General features: G+C 36.7%; 14 protein-coding genes. 1 reads left to right on the top strand and 13 read right to left on the bottom strand.

From position 1 onward, the window contains the following. The 7 genes from AC06OU_RS07740 to citZ all read right to left on the bottom strand — a co-directional run. On the bottom strand, nucleotides 1–1,150 hold a 1,150-nt coding region (locus tag AC06OU_RS07740), incomplete at its 3' end, for a carboxylate--amine ligase (protein ID WP_475855048.1). Between the two features lie 12 nt (nucleotides 1,151–1,162). Further along, entirely contained in the window at nucleotides 1,163–2,695 is a 1,533-nt protein-coding gene (gene pnpS / locus AC06OU_RS07735; protein ID WP_475855046.1) for a two-component system histidine kinase PnpS, read from the bottom strand. Continuing rightward, entirely contained in the window at nucleotides 2,692–3,402 is a 711-nt protein-coding gene (locus AC06OU_RS07730) for a response regulator transcription factor (RefSeq protein ID WP_475855050.1), read from the bottom strand. Before AC06OU_RS07730 ends, pnpS begins: the two co-directional genes overlap by 4 nt. Before the next feature lie 70 nt (nucleotides 3,403–3,472). After that, nucleotides 3,473–3,904, bottom strand: a complete 432-nt coding sequence (locus tag AC06OU_RS07725; protein WP_169360313.1) for a MaoC/PaaZ C-terminal domain-containing protein — start codon at nucleotides 3,902–3,904, stop codon at nucleotides 3,473–3,475. A gap of 244 nt (nucleotides 3,905–4,148) precedes the next feature. Beyond that, nucleotides 4,149–5,087 carry a malate dehydrogenase gene (gene mdh, locus AC06OU_RS07720; RefSeq protein WP_169360314.1) on the bottom strand — a complete coding sequence of 313 codons (939 nt, stop codon included), beginning with the start codon at nucleotides 5,085–5,087 and terminating at the stop codon, nucleotides 4,149–4,151. An 82-nt stretch (nucleotides 5,088–5,169) separates the two neighbouring features. Beyond that, nucleotides 5,170–6,435: an NADP-dependent isocitrate dehydrogenase gene (icd, locus tag AC06OU_RS07715; RefSeq protein ID WP_251553363.1), complete on the bottom strand. Its 1,266-nt coding sequence runs from the start codon at nucleotides 6,433–6,435 to the stop codon at nucleotides 5,170–5,172. A gap of 81 nt (nucleotides 6,436–6,516) precedes the next feature. Further along, nucleotides 6,517–7,632, bottom strand: a complete 1,116-nt coding sequence (citZ, locus tag AC06OU_RS07710) for a citrate synthase (RefSeq protein WP_169360316.1) — start codon at nucleotides 7,630–7,632, stop codon at nucleotides 6,517–6,519. A gap of 191 nt (nucleotides 7,633–7,823) precedes the next feature. Between citZ and AC06OU_RS07705 the strand changes: the two genes are divergently transcribed. Next, on the top strand, nucleotides 7,824–8,798 hold the full coding sequence (locus AC06OU_RS07705; protein WP_169360317.1) for an AI-2E family transporter: 975 nt from the start codon (nucleotides 7,824–7,826) through the stop codon (nucleotides 8,796–8,798). Here AC06OU_RS07705 and AC06OU_RS07700 read toward each other — a convergent pair. The 6 genes from AC06OU_RS07700 to AC06OU_RS07675 form a co-directional block, all read right to left on the bottom strand. Further along, nucleotides 8,776–9,168, bottom strand: a complete 393-nt coding sequence (locus AC06OU_RS07700) for an FxsA family protein (protein WP_251553362.1) — start codon at nucleotides 9,166–9,168, stop codon at nucleotides 8,776–8,778. The genes AC06OU_RS07705 and AC06OU_RS07700 overlap by 23 nt on opposite strands. Nucleotides 9,169–9,262: 94 nt before the next feature. Beyond that, nucleotides 9,263–11,023, bottom strand: coding sequence for a pyruvate kinase (gene pyk / locus AC06OU_RS07695; RefSeq protein ID WP_475855043.1), 1,761 nt, complete (start codon nucleotides 11,021–11,023; stop codon nucleotides 9,263–9,265). Between the two features lie 37 nt (nucleotides 11,024–11,060). Further along, nucleotides 11,061–12,020 (bottom strand): 6-phosphofructokinase, encoded by a 960-nt coding sequence (gene pfkA, locus AC06OU_RS07690; RefSeq protein WP_169360320.1) that lies wholly within the window; start codon nucleotides 12,018–12,020, stop codon nucleotides 11,061–11,063. Nucleotides 12,021–12,091: 71 nt separating this feature from the next. Beyond that, on the bottom strand, nucleotides 12,092–13,057 hold the full coding sequence (gene accA, locus AC06OU_RS07685; protein WP_475855040.1) for an acetyl-CoA carboxylase carboxyl transferase subunit alpha: 966 nt from the start codon (nucleotides 13,055–13,057) through the stop codon (nucleotides 12,092–12,094). Further along, complete coding sequence (gene accD / locus AC06OU_RS07680) at nucleotides 13,051–13,920, bottom strand: acetyl-CoA carboxylase, carboxyltransferase subunit beta (RefSeq protein ID WP_340883034.1); 870 nt, start codon at nucleotides 13,918–13,920, stop codon at nucleotides 13,051–13,053. Before accD ends, accA begins: the two co-directional genes overlap by 7 nt. Then, nucleotides 13,921–14,565, bottom strand: coding sequence for a FadR/GntR family transcriptional regulator (locus AC06OU_RS07675; RefSeq protein WP_446740170.1), 645 nt, complete (start codon nucleotides 14,563–14,565; stop codon nucleotides 13,921–13,923). Nucleotides 14,566–15,032: the final 467 nt, after the last annotated feature.

Raw genomic sequence — 15,032 nt, 5'->3', positions numbered from 1 at the left:
GTTTAAAATGCTTGTCCCCTTTATAAAACAATGGGTTACCCCACTTACCTTCCCCTAACAGCAAACGAATTTCCTGCTGGATAGATAGATTATCTACAAATTTCTTCAACACTATTTTAGGAACAACCGTAAATAGGTAATGTTCATTTAATAGCGTCAAAGGCTTTTCTTTGTTATAAATAACGTCATCCACAATATATCGTGCCATGTTATGTCCCAGTGCAGTTACATAATAGCTTGATCTACCTTGTCTAATATTTACTTCAAAAACTTTATATTTTCCGTCTCGCTCATCGTATTTTAAATCGAAGTTAGCAAAACCAACATAACCAACTGCCTCTAAGAAGTGTTGAAGTTTTTTCATCAATTCTTCATCGTAGCGAGTAATAAGAGCAGTATAGTTTCCTATTGCAGTCACTGTATGCTCTTGTAAAACTACTTGAGCAAGTGTACTTAGCTGTGCCTGCCCTTTTGAGCTAACATAAAATACAGAGTCCCACATGTAAGTATCATCTCCAGGAATATAATCCTGAATGATCAAATCTTCCTCATAGCCGCTCTCATTTACTTTACGAATAACTTCATCTAATTCTTGCTGTGACTCTACTCGGTATACTTTTTGTTGACCAGCAAATTTATGCTTATAATATTCTACACCGTTACTAGGCTTAATGATCAACGGGAAAAGCACCTCTTCAGTAAAAGGTTGTTTTTTAGAGCATGAGTAGAAATAAGTTTTAGGTGTATCGATTCCATGCTCTTCACAAAGCTTATAAAAGTTCGATTTTACTAAAAGGTTGTTCATTAGATCCTCAGTCATATAGTTAAACACATACATTTCTTTTAAAACGTCTGCATTCTCAATGATTAAACGAACATAAAAATCATTCGTGCCGATTAATAGTAACTGCTTATCTGCTGTTTTATATTTTTTTGCTACTTCTGTCAAAACGGATACAAAAGCAGATTGGTCCCATAAGTTTGAGTGTATTTCAATATGTTCAATGACACTGCTTAATTTAGTGAAGGACATTTCTTCTTTACCTACTAAAATTGGTTTAATACCATACTCCTCGTGAAAGGAAATGGACATATTGTATGCGTTCATATCTGTCCCAATTATAATAGGGATAAAGGGTTGATTATTCATGATGGACCTCCATTAACTTTTCGTGAGTGGAATATACACAGTAAAAGCTGTACCTTTTCCAATCTCACTTTCAACTTTTATTAAACCATGATGAGCTTCTACGATATGCTTGACGATTGCCAAGCCTAATCCTGTACCACCTGAGTTACGACTTCTTGCACGGTCCACTCGATAAAAACGTTCAAATATGCGTTCTACCTCTTCTTCCTTAATACCAATTCCTTGGTCCTTAATTGTAAAGTAACCATATTTTTTGTCTTTTCCTATATTAACCGTGATGAAGGTTTTTTCTGATGAGTAGGTAATAGCATTGGTCAATAAATTCATCATAATTTGCATAATTCGGTTGGAATCTCCCAGTACCTCTACCTTCTCATCTAAGGATAAAGTTAATTCCATATTTTTTTCTTCTAATAAATGATTTGTCATTTCCATGCTTTGCATGAGCACATCGTATAACCGAACCCTATTCAACTTAATTTCATATCCAGCTTGCTCTACTGTTGATAGGTCTAATAAATCATTAATAAGCATTTGAAGACGATTGCTTTCCTTGTATATGATTTCTAGAAAAGATAATAACGTATCTTCTTTTTTATAAGCACCATATAAAAGGGTTTCAGAAAATCCTTTAATGGAAGTCACAGGAGTTTTTAATTCATGTGATACATTCGCAACAAAGTCTTTTCTTACCTGCTCCAGTTTGATCAATTCAGTGACATCATGAAATACTACGACAATCCCTAGCCATCTTCCATGCTCCCCAATTACAGGGGCCCCGTATGCTACGAGGTGGTATGTACTTAAATTACGCTGTATTTCAATTTGTTCCTTGCTTAGCATTTCCGTCAAAAATAGCTTTTCTATAAACGTTTCTATTTGTTCAGGTAATCCAATTTTACGAAATTGTTTTCCGTCTACTTGTTCAAAGCTTAGCTGCAACTGGTTAAGAAACGAGCGATTGACTATACTCACTACTCCGCTGCGGTCTATCATGATTAAACCGCTACCCATATTCTCAATGAGCGTTTTTAATCGTTCTTTTTCGGTTTCACGCATGATAGAAATATCCTGAAGATTTCTAGCTAGTATATTAATCGAATTTGTAAGCTTGGACATTCCTGAAAAACCATCCTCAAAAGCTCGTATTCGATAATTTCCTCTAGCTAGCTCCATTGCTGTTTCCGTTAAGTGTTCAACTGGCTGCGAGTATCTTTTCATTACATTAAAGCTAATGATCAAAGCAATTAGATAAGCTAATATAAGGATAAATGCCAATGCAATCCATAAATTCATTTGAATAAAATTCACATCTTCTTCTAACAAAGAAGCATTTAAATGATTAATGATTTCTTGTCTTTCCTCGGAAGTGATATTAGTTGTACTTATATAACTTTCAATATCCTCAATTTTCCCATCAATACTCGTACTAGTAGTACGCTCGATGAAAATAGGAAATATTTGAGCCAATACTAAACCGACTCCAAGGAGAATTAGTCCGATTAAAATAGAATAAATACGAAATATTCTATTGTGAAAACTCATATTGACTTTGGCTCCTCAAACTTGTATCCAAGCCCTCTAATGGTTTTAATATACATAGGCTTACGACTATTTTCTTCAATTTTATCTCTTAGGTGGCTAATGTGAACATCTACAATCCTTGTATCACCTGCAAAATCGTAATTCCATACAGAGCTTAACAACTGATCACGAGTTAACACTCTATTTTTGTTTTCGATTAAATACACTAGCAACTCAAATTCTTTTGGGGTAAATTCTAAGGGCTGATCATTTAAAAGAACTTCAAAGCGATCAGGAAATATTTTTAAACCGCCAAAAGTATAGTTGTCATCAGCATTTTTCTTTTGATGCTCTGATGTTAGTACACTTCTACGAATCATCGCTTTTACTCTCGCAGTAACTTCTCGAGGGCTAAATGGCTTTGTCATATAGTCATCTGCTCCAAGTTCAAGTCCAAGCACTTTATCAAACTCTTCACCTTTGGCTGTAAGCATGATTATAGGTGTTTGTATCTTTCTTAGCCTTAGCTCCTTACATACTTCCATCCCGTCTAGATAAGGTAACATCCAGTCTAGAACGATTACATCTGGCTTTTCCACCACAGCATAATTCAAGCCATCACGCACAACAGCAGCGGTAATAACTTGAAAACCAGCTTCGTCTAAATTATATTTTAATAAAGTTACAATCGAACTTTCATCATCTACTACTAATACTTTTTTCATTATCTTAGCCTCCATAGTCGATTTGAAACCCCCATTCCAAATCAGCAACTAAACCGATACATATTAAAGTATTTTAAGGTTGTAAAGTGGGAGGAGCCACAAGAAACTTACCTTGTAAGACTGTTTCCTTTTCCTCGTTACGGCCTTCAACTTCTATACTAACTTCATTTTTATGTACATTAATATCGGTAATTACAAATGTAAATGTTATTAAGGAATAATGGTACGCAGGTACAGGAAACGTAATCTCTTGCCTATAAACATGAGAACCTGGTCCAGGAAGATATTTGGATATTGCAGAAGTTACAATACCAGTCAACATAATCGTAGGTACAATTGGTTTTTCATATTCTGTTTTGGAAGCAAAATCATGTTGAATATAAAGAGGATTGTTATCATTTGTCAACCCTAAGTATAGTAATATATCTTTATCCTCGATTTTCTCTGTGATAGACAGTTTTTCTCCGATAATTAAATCTTGTATACTCTTTCCGATTCTAGACATTCTTCCTAGCAATTATGTTTCAACTCCCTACATTTAAGTTACCTATATCTTATCAATAATTATTAGAGGAACGCAACAAACGATACTACTATATTCACATATGGATGATTACACTCTTTTCAACAGACGTTCCTCTGAAGGAAATGTTGCATTAGGTTACGCCCAATAAATAGAAAATGTTTTTAAGTTTAACTGCATAATAAAAAATGAGTGAGAAATTAATCTCACTCATTAGATCAGACTATTAAGCTAAAACCTTCATTACTGCTTTTACTGCATCAGCAGATTTACTTAACAGATTTTTTTCTTCTTCAGTCAGATCAAGTTCTATAATCTTCTCAATGCCACCTGCTCCTAGAACGGTTGGTACTCCAAGGTAAATACCTTCCATACCATATTCCCCTTCTAAGTATGCAATGGATGGAAGAACACGTTTTTGATCCTTTAGGATAGCCTCTGCCATTTCTACAAGTGAAGCAGCGGGTGCATAGTATGCAGAACCGTTACCTAAAAGGTTAACAATTTCTGCTCCACCTTTACGAGTGCGATCCACAATAGCCTCCAGGCGATCTTTATCCATTAGTTTTTCTAAAGGTATGCCTCCAGCATATGAGTATCTTACAAGTGGAACCATGTCATCGCCATGACCTCCAAGAACAAAACCAGTTACATCTTTAACAGATAGGTTTAATTCCTGTGCAACAAATGTACGGAAACGAGCAGTATCTAACACTCCCGATTGCCCGATAACTCTTTCCTTCGGTAGACCGGATTCCTTAAAGACAGTGTATGTCATAGCGTCAACTGGGTTGGTTAATACTAAAATCGTTGTGTTCGGAGAATATTTGATAATTTCTCCAGTAACAGCCTTCATTACTTTTTGGTTTGTCTGAACTAAATCGTCACGGCTCATGCCAGGCTTACGTGCAATACCTGCAGTAATAATTACTAAATCCGAATTCTTCGTATCTTCGTAATTAGAAGTACCGATGATATTAGCATCGAATCCTTGAACTGGTCCAGCTTCCGCCATATCTAAAGCTTTGCCTTTAGTAGGGTTTTCAGCTTGTGGTATATCCACTAATACGATATCTCCCAATTCTTTTTGTGCCAATAGGAACGCTGTAGTAGCACCTGTAAACCCGCTACCGATAACTGAGATTTTATTACGTTTCATTGTCATGTCGTAACTCTCCTTTTGTCCAAAATTGGAAAAGAGAGGAATTAATCCTCTCTCTCGTTAAACCAAATTTCATAACTTCCGATTAAAGATTTTTAATCAATTCGTCAGCAAACTCTGAACACTTAACTTCTTTAGCACCATCCATTAGACGAGCAAAGTCGTAAGTTACTACTTTAGATTCAATTGTTTTTTCCATGGAATCCATGATAAGTTTAGCAGCTTCGTTCCAGCCAAGGTGTTCAAGCATTAATACACCTGAAAGGATTACTGAAGATGGGTTAACTTTATCTAAACCAGCATATTTTGGAGCTGTACCGTGAGTAGCTTCAAAAATAGCATGTCCAGTTACGTAGTTGATGTTAGCTCCAGGAGCGATACCGATACCACCAACTTGTGCAGCAAGTGCATCAGAGATATAATCTCCATTTAAGTTCATAGTAGCAACTACATCGAACTCTTTTGGACGAGTTAAGATTTGTTGTAAGAAGATATCAGCGATTGAATCCTTAACTAGGATTTTACCAGCTGCAATTGCATCCGATTGAGCTTTGTCAGCTGCTTCAGTACCTTGTTCTTCTTTAATTTGATCGTATTGGTTCCAAGTGAATACTTTGTCACCAAATTCTTGTTCAGCCACTTCATAGCCCCAAGTTTTGAAAGCTCCTTCAGTGAACTTCATGATATTTCCTTTGTGTACTAATGTTAAAGAAGTACGACCTTCTTTAATAATGTAGTTTAATGCAGCACGCACTAAACGTTTAGTACCTTCTTCAGAAATTGGTTTAATACCGATACCTGAAGTTTCTGGGAAACGGATGTTTTTAACACCGAATTCTGTTTGTAAGAACTCGATTAGTTTTTTAGCATTGTCTGTACCTTTTGCATATTCAATACCAGCATAGATATCTTCTGTGTTTTCACGGAAAATAACCATGTCTGTATCTTCAGGACGTTTAACTGGAGATGGAACACCAGTGAAATAACGTACTGGACGTAGGCAAGTGTATAGGTCTAATTCTTGACGTAGAGCTACGTTTAATGAACGAATTCCTCCACCGATTGGTGTTGTTAAAGGTCCTTTAATAGCGATTAAGTACTCATTGATCACGTCTAAAGTTTCTTGTGGTAACCATTCACCAGTTTGGTCGAATGCTTTTTGTCCTGCAAGTACTTCTTTCCATTCAATTTTCTTTTCACCATTATAAGCTTTTTCTACTGCAGATTCTAATACGCGTGAAGCTGCTGCCCAGATATCAGGACCTGTTCCGTCACCTTCGATAAATGGAATGATTGCTGTGTTTGGTACGTTAAGTACACCGTTTTCTACTGTAATTTTACCAGATGTCATTATTATTTCCTCCTACTATCATAATCATAGGGCCAATAACACACCATGTGTTTTAGCCCTAATCTTTACAAACAATTGATATTATCGTTCTTCGATTGGAACGTATTTTTGCATTCCAGGTCCAACGTATTCTGCACGTGGACGGATTAAGCGGTTGTCTGAATATTGCTCAAGAATATGAGCTACCCATCCAGATACACGAGAAACTGCAAAAATAGGTGTAAATAAATCATGATCAATATTTAATGAATGATACACAGATGCTGAATAGAAATCTACATTTGGTGGCAAATTCTTTTGACCAGTAACGATTTCTTCAATGCGTACAGACATATCATATAATTTTGACTCTCCGCGAAGAGCTGTTAGTTTTTTAGACATTTCACGTAAGTGTTTTGCACGAGGATCACCTTTTCTATAAACACGGTGACCGAAGCCCATGATTTTCACTTTATTGTCTAATTTATCTTGAACATAGCTATCTACGTTTTCAAGAGTATCAATTTCAGTTAACATTTTCATTACTTGTTCGTTTGCTCCACCATGAAGTGGCCCTTTAAGAGCACCAATAGCTGAAACAACACCTGAGTAAATATCAGAAAGAGTTGCTACACAAACACGTGCAGTGAATGTAGATGCATTTAATTCATGGTCTGCATGAAGTACTAATGCTTTGTTAAAAGCTTCTACTTCAATTTCTTCTGGCATTTCACCAGATAGCATATATAAGAAGTTTGCAGCGTAGCCTAAATCAGATTTAGGAGCTACTGGCTCTAATCCTTTACGTACACGAGAAAATGCAGTTACTAAAGTAGACATTTTAGCTTGTAACTGGATAGCTTTAAGGTAGTTTGCTTCCTCGGACATATCCTCTGCAGAATCATCATATAATGCTAGCATAGATACAGCTGTTCTAAGAGCAGTCATTGGATGAACTTTATCAATTGGATATGTTTTGAAATGATTTAAAACTTCTTGAGGTACTGCCATGTTATCAGCAAGTTGCTGTTTTAGCTCTGCTAGTTCTGAAGCATTTGGCAGACGTTTATGCCATAAAAGGTAAACTACCTCTTCAAAACTTGCATTGTTCGTTAAATCATCAATATCATAGCCGACGTATGTAAGGGTGTCATCAATAATAGAGCTTATTGCTGACTGTGTCGCTACGATTCCTTCTAAACCACGAGTTGACGTCATTAGTAATCTCCCCTTCTACAGAAAAACTGCATTATCTACTTGTCTCGTAAATAGAGTTTTACCTGTATTTAATATGTACCTTTAAATTGCTTACTCTCGTATTATAATCAATTTTGGCTATTTTGTGAATGAAAACGCTTAAAATTATTAAAAAATAACTTTTCAATCAATTTATACTGAGAAAAGAATGGATGAATATAGTTAGTTTTCAAATAAACAAGAAAGATATTATATCTTATTGGATGCCAATTGGAATCATTGGATTAATCCTTTTCATTGCTTACCCTTTAACGTTATCTATCCTTTGTGGATATCTATTATTTCCCACGTCTAATTTCTTCCATAAGAAACTCAGGCTGCCAATTATAGTGAGCGTACTATTAACAGAGGTAATTATATTAAGTAGCTTTTTACTTTTCGTATATTTCATCTTTCAATCATTAGTCACTCTTATACCTCTTCTGCATGAGCATCTTTTATATTTACCTTTTGATGACTTGCAAAAGCATCCTATATTTCTAATGTTTGAAGATAAGTTCCAAGAGCTATTAAACACCATTTTAAATAATTTATTGGTTAATCTTACTCATCTGCCTACCTATGTTTTTGAAGTACTTCTTTTTAGCATTGGACTTTTTTTTTCGTTGTATGAGTCTACAAAGAATAGACTTTGGTTCCTGATCTATTTCCCAGTGAAAACAAGAGAATTCTTTCATAAAGTAGTCATGAAATCTTCGGAGGTAGTTAATAGCTTTTTGGGCGTGGAAGTGAAGTTATTGTTAATTACATTTATTTTACTTTCTATAGGCTTTAGCGTGCTCGGTCTACATAACCCAATAAAAAATGCTTTTTTAATTTCTTTAGTGGATAGCATCCCTTTTCTTGGGACTGGCATAATTTTAATACCTATGAGCATTTATTTCTTCCTTCTAGATGCGAAACTATTTGGCAGTATTATTTTATTGCTTTATATTTTTGTGCAGCTTACAAGACATATAGTAGACAATTTACTTTGGTCGGCTTCTATGCAGATTAAAGCTGTCCATGTATTCTTTTTAAGTGCTGCTGCAGTATTGATATTTGGCTTTGTTGGTATTCTATTCAGCCCATTCATCTATTTAATAGCAAACAAATGGGGAGGGTCTATGAAGACTTCATCACGATGACTTGACCATTCTTCATCTTTTTCTTAACCCATCTATAAAACAAAGGTTTAAACAGCTTACGCGTTGGAGAGAACAACAATAAAAACCCAAGAATATCAGAGACAAACCCTGGTAGTATTACTAAAATAGCACCAATGAAAATACAAATTCCATTAATCGCTGACTCACCCGGTGCTTGGTAGTTTTTCACACTATCCGAAACCTCACGGAAAGCTTTCATCCCTTGACGCTTTGCTACAAGCCCACCAATAATTCCAGTGGCCATGATTAGTAAAAGTGTATTGAAAGCTCCTAACGACTTGCCTGCTAAAAGTAAAATATATAACTCAATTGCAGGAACTACTACAAACAAACCTATGATCCATTTCATAAAGACACCGTCCTTCTATACTAAGTATAAAACAAGTGCCTCACTTTATGTGAGGCACTTGTCTTGAGAATATATAAATTCTTAGAAGATCTAATTAAATAATGCTAGCTTGCCCATTGTAGATTACTCCACTTTCAGCATCTAACGTTAATTCTTGACCATTTTCTATAAGCTTCGTTGCATCGTGTACCCCAACTATTACAGGAATTCCAAAGCTTAAACCAACAACAGCAGCATGACTTGTTAAGCCACCCTCTTCTGTGATCAAGCCTTTGCAATTCTCGATAGCAGGAACCATATCTTTGTCAGAACCAATGGTCACGATAATACTCTCACTTGTATCCTGACCTTCTAGTTCCTTTGCGTTATTAACAACGATGGCTTTACCAAAGGCAGTTTTCTTTCCGATTCCTTGCCCCTTAGCTACCATGTCCCCAATAACATGAACTTTCATTAAGTTAGTAGTACCTGCTTGTCCAACTGGAACTCCTGCAGTTATTACTACTAAATCTCCGTGTGTCACATAATGCTGTAAAATACTTTCCTCCACAGCAATTTCTAGTACCTCATCCGTAGAATATGCTTTCTTACCAACTATCGGATACACTCCCCATACTAATGTCAGCAATCTAGATGGCTTTACAGTAGATGTCACTGCAATAATAGGCACACCAGGTCTAAATTTAGAGATCATTTTAGCTGTATGTCCACTTTCTGTCGGAGCAATAACCGCTTTAACCTTTAAGTTAATGGCAGTATGAGCAACCGCTTGCCCTATTGCATCTGTTAGATTAACTTCTCTTGCCTTACTTAGTTTGTTAACAATAGCACGATAGTCAATTGCATTTTCGGTACGTTTTGCGATTTTATCCATCGTCTGAACTGCTTCAAGTGGATATAGCCCTGCAGCTGTCTCACCAGAAAGCATAATAGCATCTGTACCGTCAAAGATTGCATTTGCAACGTCACTTGCCTCAGCACGTGTAGGGCGAGGATTTCTTTGCATAGAGTCTAACATTTGTGTTGCGGTAATAACCGGCTTCCCTGCTTCATTACATTTTTGAATAAGTGATTTCTGTACTAATGGAACTTCTTCCGCAGGAATCTCTACTCCAAGGTCTCCCCTTGCAACCATTAAGCCATCAGAAACTTGAAGGATTTCATCAATATTATCGACACCCTCTTGGTTTTCGATTTTAGGTATGATTTGAATATGAGATCCATTATTATTTTCTAAAAGTTCACGGATTTCCTGTACATCTTTAGCTCTACGAACGAAAGAAGCAGCGACGAAATCCACATCCTGTTCAATACCAAAGAGAATATCTTTTGCATCTTTTTCTGTAATACCTGGTAATTGCACAGAAACTCCTGGAACGTTAACACCCTTGTTGTTCTTTAAAGTTCCAGCATTTTGTACATACGTATGAATAATTCCATTTTCTAAATCTATTCCTTTAACGATAAGCTCGATCAGCCCATCATCAAGTAATATAATAGACCCTTCCTCTACATCCTCTATTAACTTTTCATAGGAAATAGAGAAACGCTCATTATTGCCCAGCACTTCTGTCATAGAGATATCAATGGTTTGCCCAGATGCAAGCTCAATTGCATCATTTTCCATTTTATGTGTACGAATCTCAGGACCTTTTGTATCTAGTAAGATTCCAACAATTTTGTCTAATCGTTTAGCTACTTTTTTAATACGTTCGATTCTTCCAGCATGTTCCTCATGGCTACCATGAGAAAAGTTTAAGCGAGCAACATTCATGCCGGCCTCAATTAGCTTTTCTAATGTTTCCTCTGATTCACTTGCTGGTCCAATTGTACAAACTATTTTAGTTTTTCTCATACATCTAATCCTTCCTATTGCTGTAATTTATGTAATCTTAAATAGACAACTCTTTAGATAAGCGATACATTGCTTGATCAAATTCTTCTGTTTTTTCAAATGCTTCCGTCATATCATAGTCTACCACTTGATGATTTTGTATTCCAATTGCACGGCCTCCAGTACCAGCCATTAACACTTCTACAGCTTTTGCACCAAATAAGCTAGCCAATACACGATCTCGCCCAGTAGGAGATCCACCACGTTGAATATGCCCTAGAACAGAAACTCTCGTCTCAATATTAGCATGCTCCTTAAGTTTTGCAGCAAATTCCTGACCACTCATTACACCTTCTGCTACAACGATAATACTATGTTTTTTTCCACGTGCCGTTCCACTTTCTAAACGTTCCACTACCTCTGTAATATCCATCTCTACCTCAGGAACGATAATGGTTTCTGCTCCTCCTGCAAGCCCAGCCCATAAAGCTAAGTCTCCAGCATCTCTTCCCATGACTTCAATGATAAAGGTGCGATCATGTGAAGTAGCAGTGTCTCTAATTTTATCTATACATTCAATTACTGTATTAAGCGCCGTATCAAAACCTAATGTATAATCAGTTCCTGGAATATCATTATCGATAGTACCTGGAATCCCAACACATGGGAACCCGTTCTTTGTAAGAGTCATAGATCCACGGTAGGATCCGTCTCCCCCAATAATTACGAGTCCATCAATTTCATTAGCCTTCAGCTGTTCAATTGCCTTTAATTGGCCTTCTTCTGTTCTAAATTCTGGACATCTCGCAGAGTATAGCTTTGTTCCACCTCTTTGAATGATATCACCAACAGAACCCAGATCCAGCTTTTCCATTTTTCCTTCTATTAATCCTTGATAACCATGTAAAATACCAACAACTTCAATACCTTCAAATATGGCCTTTCTTACAACCGCTCGAATTGCAGCGTTCATACCTGGAGCGTCTCCGCCACTAGTTAATACACCAATACGTTTCATCTCTCTATCCCCTCCAAACTTACCTCTATTAACTATAAGTGTAACATGAGAAACTTTCAAAAAAAATGCGTCTATAAAGACGCATTTTCTTTAAATTCACCAATTTGCTTAAATTTTTTGTAGCGTGCTTCTACTAATTCTTCTGGTGAGAGCATGGATAGTTCTCTTAATGAGCTAACAAGCACGTCCTTCATATACTCTGCTTGCTTTTCAATATCTTTATGAGCCCCTCCATGAACCTCTCTTATAATTGTATCAATTATATTCATTTTTTTTAAGTCTGGAGCTGTAATTTTCATCGCTTCTGCTGCTTCCTTCGCAAGCGAGGAATCCTTCCAAAGAATAGACGCAGCTCCCTCTGGTGAAATTACAGAGTATGTGGAGTTTTCAAGCATATGAATATGGTTAGACAAACCTAATGCTAACGCTCCTCCGCTTCCACCTTCTCCGATAACCACACTAATTACAGGAACCTTTAAGCCAGCCATCTCTACTAAATTTCTAGCAATTGCTTCACTCTGTCCTCTTTCTTCAGCAGCCTTGCCTGGATAAGCACCCTTTGTATCTATAAAACAAATGATCGGTCGATTAAACTTTTCTGCTTGTTTCATCAGACGAAGTGCTTTGCGATATCCTTCAGGATGAGGCATACCGAAATTTCTTTTTATATTTTCTTTTGTGTCAGCGCCTCGCTGATGCCCGATTATAGTAATTGGATTTCCGTTCAATAGTGCAATCCCAGCTATAATAGCAGCATCATCGCCGTATGAACGATCTCCATGAAGCTCTATGAAATTAGTAAACAATCGTTGTATATAATCTCTAGTAGTAGGACGGCCTGGATGTCGAGCTACCTGTACTCTATCCCATGGCTCCATATTCTCATAAATATCCATCTCTAGTTTTCTTAATCTCTCTTCCAGCTTTTCAATTTCAATAGACATATCTACTTCTGCCGTTGCAGTGTACTCTTTAATTTCTTCTATTTTATTTTTAAGCTGTACAATTGGCTCCTCAAATGGAAGTACCTTTACCATACGACTACCTCCTTTTGGACATGTAAGTTAACTAGATTCGCTACCGTGTCTCTCATTTCTTGTCGGTGTACAACTGCATCCAGCTGACCATGCTCCATTAAAAATTCCGCTGTTTGAAAATCGTCTGGCAGCTTCTCCCGAACGGTTTGTTCAATGACTCGTCTTCCAGCAAAGCCGATAAGTGCACGTGGTTCTGCTAGATTAATATCTCCGACTGAGGCAAAGCTGGCGGAGACTCCTCCAGTAGTTGGGTGAGTTAAAATAGAAATATATAATAAACCATGGTCGCTATGTCTTCTTAAAGCAACAGATGTCTTTGCCATCTGCATTAAAGACAATACGCCTTCTTGCATTCTTGCTCCACCGCTCGCTGTATAAATGATAAAAGGAACTTTCAGCTCCGTTGCTTTTTCAATTGCTCTCGTAATTTTTTCGCCGACTACCGATCCCATAGATCCCATACGGAAATGTGAGTCCATTACTGCCACTACAACCGTATGTTCCTTCAGTTTCCCGATGCCAGTTAAAACTGCCTCATTCAAGCCTGTTTTGTTAGAATCTGATTTAACCTTTTCCGTATAGCTAGGAAAATTTAATGGATTTACTGTTTCTAAATGATCGTCCATTGAAACAAAGGTATTTTCATCTAGAAAAATATCAATACGTTCTTGAGCTGTCATTTTCATATGATGTTCACAGGAAGGACAAACCTTTAAGTTTTTCATAAGATCCTTGGTGAAAACATTCTTCCTACACTCCGGACATTTAACCATAATTCCTTCAGGAACATCATGTGCTTTCTCCGATGGTATAGTGGCATATTTTCTTTTTTGGTTCTTTCTAAATATATCTCGAATGCTCATTTAAACATCTCCCCTGTTTAGTAACAATAGCCAATCCTCAAAAAAAGAAATTCCTTTTTTCTCATCTCCTAGCTTTATACATTCTAGCAATTGAGTCCAAATTCCTTTCTCTTCTAAAGTCATGTAGCTACGATAAGGCTCTCCACCATATTGCTTCAATAAAAACCAAATTTTCAAGCCAAGGCGATTGTCCGATAAGATTAGGATTTCTCTAATAATGTCTTCTCTTTGCACTTCTTCCACCTGCAATTTTTCTATAAAAGCATCCCAAATTAAAAGTTTATGTAGCTTTTCTGAAAGACATACCTTTCTAATAGCATCTTTTTCAAGTGCCTCTCTTGTTATATGGACATCTTCCTTAGGCTTAGCCTCCTGCAGAATAAAGGTCGATAGCACTTCTACCAGTTTATGTTTTCGATAATCTGAAAGAAATGTTCCTTCTCCCCTTCTAGTCTCTATTAAGCCTAGTAATTCCATGCTTCGAAGTGCTTCTCTTACGGAAGATCTTCCAACTTGAAGTCGTTCTGCAAGCTCTCTTTCCGAAGGTAATTTCCCACCAATAGGTACTTTTTCATCATGAATAAGCTGTCTCAGTTGTTTTACAATTTCCAGAAACATTTTTCTTGAGGCCTTATCTGAATTCAAACTACATCACTCTTCCATAAATTACAAAGTGGTCAGACCACTTATAAATTATAGAATACATAAAATCTTCTATTACGTAAAGGAAAAACTGTAAAAAGGGTGTGTGCTGTTTAAATAGTTTGTTGAATATCTAATGTGTAAATTGGATAAATAGCAATTTACTTATGTGTGAGGAATATTTATTGATTATTAATAGTAGCGGCATATGGAGATTCGAGTGGGATGAATGAGATAGAGAAGACACCTACATGCGAAAGCGTAGGTTAAGGATTGAATCATTACTGTTTTTTGCATATTTACGGTTTACTATTTTTAGGTGACACTTCCTTACTTTTAGGTGCGCATCCTCTTTTTGGGTGTCCCTTTTTCCTGTTTAGGTGCGCTTCTCCTCCCTTTAGGTGCGGCTTGCTTTGGTTTAGGTGACACTTTCTTACTTTTAGGTGCGGATCCTCTTTTTAGGTGTCCCT

This window comes from Psychrobacillus sp. (genome assembly GCF_056205495.1).
This window is presented reverse-complemented; position numbering and strand designations above follow the sequence as displayed.

Bases quoted from the DNA above. Each gene is read 5' to 3' on its own strand.
- AC06OU_RS07705 (WP_169360317.1), top strand. From the start codon at position 7,824: ATGAATATAGTTAGTTTTCAAATAAACAAGAAAGATATTATATCTTAT.
- pyk (WP_475855043.1), bottom strand. From the start codon at position 11,023: ATGAGAAAAACTAAAATAGTTTGTACAATTGGACCAGCAAGTGAATCA.
- citZ (WP_169360316.1), bottom strand. From the start codon at position 7,632: ATGACGTCAACTCGTGGTTTAGAAGGAATCGTAGCGACACAGTCAGCA.
- AC06OU_RS07700 (WP_251553362.1), bottom strand. From the start codon at position 9,168: ATGAAATGGATCATAGGTTTGTTTGTAGTAGTTCCTGCAATTGAGTTA.
- mdh (WP_169360314.1), bottom strand. From the start codon at position 5,087: ATGACAATGAAACGTAATAAAATCTCAGTTATCGGTAGCGGGTTTACA.
- icd (WP_251553363.1), bottom strand. From the start codon at position 6,435: ATGACATCTGGTAAAATTACAGTAGAAAACGGTGTACTTAACGTACCA.
- pnpS (WP_475855046.1), bottom strand. From the start codon at position 2,695: ATGAGTTTTCACAATAGAATATTTCGTATTTATTCTATTTTAATCGGA.
- accA (WP_475855040.1), bottom strand. From the start codon at position 13,057: ATGGTAAAGGTACTTCCATTTGAGGAGCCAATTGTACAGCTTAAAAAT.
- pfkA (WP_169360320.1), bottom strand. From the start codon at position 12,020: ATGAAACGTATTGGTGTATTAACTAGTGGCGGAGACGCTCCAGGTATG.
- AC06OU_RS07725 (WP_169360313.1), bottom strand. From the start codon at position 3,904: ATGTCTAGAATCGGAAAGAGTATACAAGATTTAATTATCGGAGAAAAA.
- accD (WP_340883034.1), bottom strand. From the start codon at position 13,920: ATGAGCATTCGAGATATATTTAGAAAGAACCAAAAAAGAAAATATGCC.